The following is a 7,200-nucleotide window of genomic DNA, read 5'->3' as shown; positions in this document are numbered from 1 at the left end:
CCAAGCTGAAGCACTTCCGTAGGGTGGCCACCCGATATGACAAGCTCGCCGAAAACTTCCTGGCCATGGTCCAACTTGCGTCAATGCGGCTTTGGCTCCGCGTTTATGAGTCTACGGCCTAAGACTACGGCCCTTCTTCGCGTGCGTAATGCCGGGGACAAGAGTGCGGCATGGATATTCACGACCGGGCGCGGTTCGCTCAAATATTTTCGGCTCTACGAGGTTCAGGACGGACGCTTCGATCTGACTGTCGATGGTGCCGACGCCGCTTCAGCGAGCCGCAACCTGCGAACCTATCAGGCGTTCAGCAGCGAATTGGTGCTCGATCCGGGCCAGGAGAAAATCCTCGTCATCGACTTTCTGTCCGAAAACTCGACCTACATGCCGCTGAGGATCGAAACCTACGGCAGCTTCTTCAAGGCGAGACGCGAAAATATCGCAATGGTGTCGGGCGTCGTGATAGCGGTTGTCGTGCTGATCCTGCTCAATTTTCTCTTCTTCTCGATCACCGGTCACCGCGAATTCATCTGGCTCGCGATCGCGCAGGCCTTTTTCGCCCTCAACACCGTCCATTCGGAGGGCTATTTCACCATCTTCTTCCTCGCCGACGCCCCGCTCCTCGGGGTCGCCATCGAGGAGATCTTCAAATGCGGCTTCGCTGCCGCCATGGCTCAGTTCGGCCGCAGCTTCGTCGGCACCCGGCAACGCTTTCCGAAGCGCGATCTTGTGCTTCGCACCCTGATCGGCGCGGCGCTTGCGATCATGCTGCTCCAGCCCGGGCTTTGGCTCTATCCACCGGGCCTGCGCAGTGCTCTCCACATCGGCGGCTGGTTTGTCGCGGTTGCGGTGGCGTTGTTCCTGCCCTTCATTGGTTTTGCCGCCATGAAGCAACTGGGGCGTCAGCTCTGGCCGCTGTTTGTCGGCTGGGGCAGCCTTGCCGCTTTCATCATCTATGCCGCCGTGGCTTCGATGGGGATTTTCTCGTGGCTACCGATCAACTGGCATCTTTCGGGGCCCGTGGGGCTCTTCGAATCGCTGATGGTAACACTTGCTCTCGGGCTCAATCTCAAGAAGATTCAAGGCGACAAGCTAGAGGCTGACTCCAACTATGCTCGCTCGATGGAAGAACGCGTGGCGATTAGCGAGCAAGCGGCGCGACTGGCCAAGGAAAAAGCCTTCGCGCTTGAGACGGTCAACAGCCAGAACGCTCTTTTGCACGCCTCGGGGCATGACAGCCGCCAGGTAATCCTCGCGCTCAACAGCGCGATCGGCGTGCTGAAGCGCGGCGATGGCGCGAGTGCGCATGGCGAATTGACGGCCATGCTGCAAAGCTCTGCCGACTATCTGAACGAGATCGTCTCGACGACGATCTCGGGCGCCAATATCGTCGGGGACGACACCGACTTCCTCGCGCTGTCAAGCTTTCGGGCGCAGGCGCTCGTCGAGCCGCTGGCCATGATGTTCCGCACCCCCTTCGCGGGCAAAAAGCTGACACTGACCGTTCAAGTCGAAGGAGAGGTGACCCTAGTGTCCGACAAGCCTCTGCTGATGCGCGCGCTGGCAAACCTGCTCAGCAATTGCTATCATTATACCGAGCGCGGTGGCGCCAGCCTGACTATCGGTACGGGAGCGAGCGGCGCGGCAATCCATATCCGCGACAGCGGCCGGGGCATGTCCCCGGCGATCATGCACGCGCTGAACGGCGACGACACGGGGCGGCTGCGCGGGCATGCAGATGTGGGCGGCACCGGCTCGGGATTTCGGTCCGCCAAGCGGCTCATCGAACGTCTGTCGGGTTCGCTGGAAATCCTGTCTTCGGATTCGAGCGGAACCCTTATCCGAATTCTTCTGCCCTGCGCTTGGCCGGAGGTGACGCCGTGCGACGCAGAGACGATCCAGGCAGGCCTTCCAGACTGGCAACTTCTCGACTTTGACCAGCGCGCAGCGTTCGAAACCGGACTGGCCGGCTCGACCGTCGCGAAGCGGCAGATAATCGCCTTGAGCTATGACGACACAACGGTCACGCGCAGCCGGCTGAGAAATCAGGTCGGCTTGATGATCATCAAGCCAATTTGCCGCGAGTTGCTTGGCCACCCCGTTTTTGCAGCGAGATCAGAGAATGTTTAGCTCCTGCGCGCGTTCGACGATCTTGCGGTTGTTGGCCACCTCGAGCTTGCGCCGGAGTTCGGCGATGTGAAAAGAGACAGTCGGCTGCGCGATTGACAGTCGGTAGGCAATTTCCTTGTTGCTCTCGCCCTGGGCCAGGTAGTGAAGAATCGCCATTTGCCGTGAAGAAAGGGTGACGGGGGGCTGGCGATAGCGACCGAGCGCGTCCCGCATGTGCGGAGAAATATAGAGCTCGCCTGCGAGCGCCGCCTCGCAAGCAGCGATGACTTCTTCGGCCGGATCCGCTTTGCTCACCACGGCCCGAGCGCCGAGTTTCAGCGCATATTCTACCTCGCCATAAGCACTTTCGCCCGTCAGGATGATCACCGTCATGTCGCGCGAACCAACGATCTCAGCAAGGATGTTGATGCCTTTCACATCGGGTATGTTGAGGTCCAGGATGACCAGATCGACTGGCTGCGACTGGACGAAGGCCGCCACCGTAGCGCCGCGATCGAGGGCACCCACGACGATATATTCGGGATAGGCCTGAAATAGCATCCTCAAACCGGCCTGCGTGATCTGGTGATCGTCAACGATCAGAATCTTTTGTTCGCCAGCCATCCCGCCCATTCCGAAGCCTCGATCGCATCGTCGATGCCCGAAACAGGCGATTTTTCACACTCAAATTAATTTTGGATCGGGCCGACTGCAGATCCGAAAGCCTCAACGGCCTTTCCGCGGCGACGGAGCCGAGCCGCAGCCGCCTCATCGACCCTCCTCCATTGGCTCGAACATAAGATCGCGGGTCACGATCACGCGGAAGCCAAAGCCCGGCCGTATCCGGATGGTCGGCGCGATTGCGAGCTCGCGCTCGACGAGCCTGCGCCCGGTCTGGCCGAAGCTGTCCTGTGCGCCCTCGCGGACCGCCCGGACCAGTTCATCGTCTCGGCCCGATCCAAGTTCGCCACCTGCCCCGAGCAAGGTCGAAACGAAGGCGGCGCGCAGCATCCTGCCCCAATGATGGTCGGTTCGATCGGCGAGCCCCGCCATCCCGGCCGCGTCGGCGCCCGGCTGGCGATCGAGCATGATCGAGCGCCCGCCCGGCAGGATCAGCCGATCCCATGCGAGAAGGACCCGGCTCTGGCCGGCCGCGACCTCGCTGTCATAGGCGCCGATAAGCCTCGCCCCCTGCGGGATGAGAAGATGGCGTCCCGTCGGGCTGTCGAAGATGTTCTGGGTAACCTGCGCGGTGATCTGACCCGGCAGATCCGAATGGATGCCGGTGATCAATGCGGCCGGAATGACGCTGCCCGCCTGCAATATATAAGGCGAAGCCGGGGTGCGGATCCGCTCAGCGCTTTCGGCATGTTCCGCGCGCGGCGCAAGGAACCCGGTTCTTCCTGCGGGCGCAATGGATGGAACGTCCGGTTCCGCGAGCCCCGTCGATCCAGGCACGGGAGCCGAAGTCCCCGTCGCAGCGCCGAAAAGACCACTCGACCGCGCCGTCTCTCGTTCCTGCTGTGCCCGCTGAAGCCCCTGCTGACCTGCATCGGGAGGCGGCTCTACCGGTCCTGTCGCCGGCTCGGGTAGCGACTCTCCATCGCGCTGCGCCGATATGATCGGCCGCCCGAGATCGCCGGACAGAGGAGGCCCGAGCTTCGGCATGACGGTATAATCTTTCGGCGCCCCGGTTACGGTCTCGGAGCGGCTGCTGGCCGCCGCATCGTAAAGATTTTCCGGCGTCTCATGTGCGGTCGGCCTGAGGGCGTAGAGAAGCGCGCCGCCAATCGCGGCGCCCGCCGCGCCGCCCGCGATCACCAGCGCCTTTCGCGACAGGCGCATGACGCGCGGCGGGTCGGCGGCAAGCCGAAAGGGTTCGGCGGCAGCGGGGTCTGGATCTGGCAAGTCCGCCGCCGGGATTTGCCGCTGGCTGCCGGTCATGACGGGCTCCGCCCGCGCCTGATGCGAACCGATTTAGCGGCCCGCCCAGCGCCGAGCCGCAGCTCGGCGCGCTCGAACAGGCGATCGACGACGATATAGCGGCCTTCGACCCGGTAGTTGACGAGCTCCGCTTGATCCTTTTCGTCCAGGATGAAGAGCGGCGGCATGTCACCCGCCGCAATGCTCTCGCCGAACTCGACGAAAGTCTGCCGGCCGTCATCGAAGACGCGGACCGGGCGCCACGGCACGCGGTCACCCGACAATTTATAGGCGAAGCTGAGCGACGGTAGCGCGATGCCGGCAGCAACCGGTGCAGACCGAGCCGCCTCCGCTTCGGCGCGCTTCACCGCCAGCAGTTCGTCGGCGGGATAGGTCCATGAGACCGACGCCATATAGGCGGACGGCGTCGCGCGCAGCTCGACATGATAGGTCCGCCGGTCGGTGTTGATGATCATGTTGGTCGTGATGTCGGAGCGCACTGGCTTCACGAGCAAATGAACGCGGCGCTTCGCGCCGGTGCCGCTCACCGTGTCGCCGATGATCCAGCGCACCGTATCGCCCGCGGCGACCGGCCCGGGTCCGACCAGCTGCTCGCCTTCCTGCAGCACGATATCGGTGATCTGCCCCGGCGCGGCGTAGACCTGGTAGAGCGCGCCATCGGCCCATGCATATTGCTGGATCGCGTTTCGGAAGGCCTGCCGGTCGGGCTCCACGCGCGCGTTCGCGTTGGCGCGCCCGACCTGCTGCCGGGGGTCGGCGGGCTCGCTCGCCCAAGCGGTCGGGACCGCCAGCGCAAGAGCCAGCGAAATGGCGGAAATTCTGATCATTGATCGAGCTCCTTGGACCATGAAATAGCGGACACGAAGACTCCGACGGGGTTGCGGCGCAGCGCCTCTGGCGTGCGCGGCGGCGTCAGGGTCACGGTCAGGATCGCCGACCATCGCGAGGTCTCGACGAGGCTGCCGTCCTGATAGCGGCGTTCGGACCAGGCGATGCGGAAGCTGTTCTTCGACGCGCGGATCACGCTCGAGACATCGACCGAGACCTGGAGCTTGCCGACCTCGGCGAACGGATCATTGTTGCGGGCGTAATCATTGAGTGCCTGCGCCCCGGTCGCACTCGTGAAATCATAAGCGGAAAGCCAGTGTTTGCGCAGAACCACCGGATCGGCGGGAATGCTGCGCACATGCTCGATGAAGCGCGCGAGGTGAAAGGCGATCTGCGAGTCCGCCGGCGTCCAGTCGGCGTCGGCTGGGGCAATCGCCCTCGCTTCGCCAAACCTGTCCACCTCGACCACCCAGGGGGTGATCGTCCCGCGCGCCGACTGCCAGACAAGTCCTGCGGCAAGGCCGCCCGACAAGGCGAGACAGCCAAAGAAGGCCAGCCGCCAATTTTTCGCCTGGACGCGCGCCGAGCCGATCCTCTCGTCCCAGACCTGCGCCGCGCGCTGGTAGGGGGTGACCGGCTCGGGGGCGCGGCCGTAATGATTATGCGGTCTCTTGAACATGATCGATCAGTCCTTTTCGCTGATGTCGGGGACCGCGCCGCCGCCGTGGCTGTCCCCGCCCTTCAGACTGTGCGCCGCGAGGGTGGCGCCCTGCGCCACCATCTGGCGGCGGCGCATCGCGGCGGCCCATGCAGGCGGTGCGTCGGCGCCGCTCGCGCGGGTCTTGTCCGACGTGCCGGGTCGCGGCGAGCTGGCGCGGCTCGCGGCGGTGCCCGCAACATTGGCAAGGCCGGACGCGATTGCCCTCGCCCCGCGCTTTTCTTCCATTCCCGCCGCATAGGCGGCCGAGGCGCTTCCGGCACCTCGAGCGCCCGCAGCAGCCGCACTTCGCGCCGCCGCTGCGGCTGCGCCGCCCGCCAGCGTCGCGCCGGCAGCACCCGCGGCAAGGGTCGCGCCCGCCCCGACGGTGGTCGCTGCCGCTGCGCCTGCGCCGAGTTGCGGTCCGCCTGCGACGATGCCATTGGCGATGCCGGGGCCGAAAATGCCGAGCCCGAGGAGCGTCAGCGCCCCGAGCGCGAGTGCCATCGCCTGCTCGATGTCGGGCTCGGGCCCGATGCCTGCGTTGAGGAAAAGATCGAATAGCGTCGTCCCGATGCCGGTGATCACCGCAAGCACGAGCACCTTGATCCCCGAGGAAATGATATGTCCGAGCACCCGCTCGGCCATGAAGGCGGTGCGCCCGAAGAAAGCGAAGGGGATGAGCACGAAGCCCGCGAGGGAGACGAGCTTGAATTCAATAGTCGGTAGCGAGCGATCGGCCGCCAGATGCGAGGATTTTTTCGGCCGCCGCCTCGCACAGGTCGAGCACCCGGCTCGTGGCACCTCGCTCGAACAAATGACCGATCAGATATCCATCTCCGCCAACTTCCAGCGGATGTTCGTCGCACCAAAGCCGAGCGCCGTGGAGCAGGAGTGCCGACCGGTCCACCTCGGCCTTTTTGCCGCCGTTGCGATCCGAACGTCTGGGAACTTCAAGGCGAAAATAGGCTGCCATCAGGCGATCAAAATGGGGGTGTAGGGAAGCACGACATCAAGCGGATCTGTCAGCACCGCCGAGCCGAGCTGGACCCAGCAGTGCGCAGCAAATGGCAAGGTCACGCCGACCACCAACCGGGCGTCGCAGCCCTTTCCGGCCAGCACTCGGCGCATTGCAACGCCGCAGCCAAGACATTCGTCCACACCGGAAAAATAGCGCCTTGCGCGCTTAAACGCGGCCGCCGCGCTGCGCCCGGCCGAGCGTTGCTCCTCTGTCGGCAACGGCTCGATTTCGGGGAAGGTGCTCAAAATCTGTCCCAGCCGAAGCTTTCGAACATGCCGCCGCGCTAGGGCCAGGGCGTATATGGCGCGTATGGTATCGACTGCGGACGCCTTCTCCGCGCCTGGAGAATCCAAATAGCTTGACGTCGGTGCGATTGCTTCGGGGAATATTTGATCCACCGGCCGGGCCAGATTGTGCAATCCTCGAGCAGCAAGCCAATCTTCGTCTGCGGCCTCCTGTCCACGATGAATGATGAGAGAGAACGGTCGTGTCCCAAGGGGTGGTGTAGGAAGGTTTCCCTGAAGGGGTGGCCACCGTCGATCTTCTGGTAGGGTTCGGATGCGAACTCGAACCTGGAGAAGAAGACGATGACCGACGACAGAAT

The 7,200-nt window shown here is 63.9% G+C and carries 7 protein-coding genes and 2 pseudogenes; 2 read left to right on the top strand and 7 right to left on the bottom strand.

The genetic code is table 11. The features are described from left to right. A pseudogene (locus L0963_RS19280) lies at positions 1-122 on the top strand (IS5/IS1182 family transposase); the annotation flags it as partial. Next, entirely contained in the window at positions 106-2,127 is a 2,022-nt protein-coding gene (locus L0963_RS19275) for a sensor histidine kinase (protein WP_326490207.1), read from the top strand. The pseudogene L0963_RS19280 and the gene L0963_RS19275, both read left to right, overlap by 17 nt. Here L0963_RS19275 and L0963_RS19270 read toward each other — a convergent pair. The 7 genes and pseudogenes from L0963_RS19270 to L0963_RS19240 all read right to left on the bottom strand — a co-directional run bounded on the left by L0963_RS19270 (position 2,113) and on the right by L0963_RS19240 (position 6,994). Beyond that, positions 2,113-2,730 carry a response regulator gene (locus L0963_RS19270; protein ID WP_062901520.1) on the bottom strand — a complete coding sequence of 206 codons (618 nt, stop codon included), beginning with the start codon at positions 2,728-2,730 and terminating at the stop codon, positions 2,113-2,115. The two genes, L0963_RS19275 and L0963_RS19270, sit on opposite strands and share 15 nt — an antisense overlap. A 144-nt stretch (positions 2,731-2,874) precedes the next feature. Beyond that, entirely contained in the window at positions 2,875-4,050 is a 1,176-nt protein-coding gene (locus tag L0963_RS19265) for a TrbI/VirB10 family protein (RefSeq protein ID WP_234181359.1), read from the bottom strand. Continuing rightward, complete coding sequence (trbG, locus tag L0963_RS19260; RefSeq protein ID WP_234181357.1) at positions 4,047-4,877, bottom strand: P-type conjugative transfer protein TrbG; 831 nt, start codon at positions 4,875-4,877, stop codon at positions 4,047-4,049. Before trbG ends, L0963_RS19265 begins: the two co-directional genes overlap by 4 nt. Next, the gene (gene trbF / locus L0963_RS19255) at positions 4,874-5,557 is read right to left on the bottom strand and encodes a conjugal transfer protein TrbF (RefSeq protein ID WP_234181349.1); all 684 of its coding nucleotides are present in this window, start codon (positions 5,555-5,557) and stop codon (positions 4,874-4,876) included. The genes trbG and trbF overlap by 4 nt, the downstream gene beginning before the upstream one ends. Before the next feature lie 6 nt (positions 5,558-5,563). Then, positions 5,564-6,298: pseudogene (locus L0963_RS19250) on the bottom strand (type IV secretion system protein); the annotation flags it as partial. After that, complete coding sequence (locus tag L0963_RS19245; RefSeq protein WP_234181364.1) at positions 6,291-6,551, bottom strand: hypothetical protein; 261 nt, start codon at positions 6,549-6,551, stop codon at positions 6,291-6,293. The pseudogene L0963_RS19250 and the gene L0963_RS19245, both read right to left, overlap by 8 nt. After that, positions 6,551-6,994 (bottom strand): lasso peptide biosynthesis B2 protein, encoded by a 444-nt coding sequence (locus L0963_RS19240; protein WP_234181340.1) that lies wholly within the window; start codon positions 6,992-6,994, stop codon positions 6,551-6,553. Before L0963_RS19240 ends, L0963_RS19245 begins: the two co-directional genes overlap by 1 nt. Positions 6,995-7,200: the final 206 nt, after the last annotated feature.

The sequence above is a fragment of the Sphingopyxis sp. NFH-91 genome (genome assembly GCF_021401285.1).
Lineage (GTDB): Bacteria > Pseudomonadota > Alphaproteobacteria > Sphingomonadales > Sphingomonadaceae > Sphingopyxis > Sphingopyxis terrae_A.
This window is presented reverse-complemented; position numbering and strand designations above follow the sequence as displayed.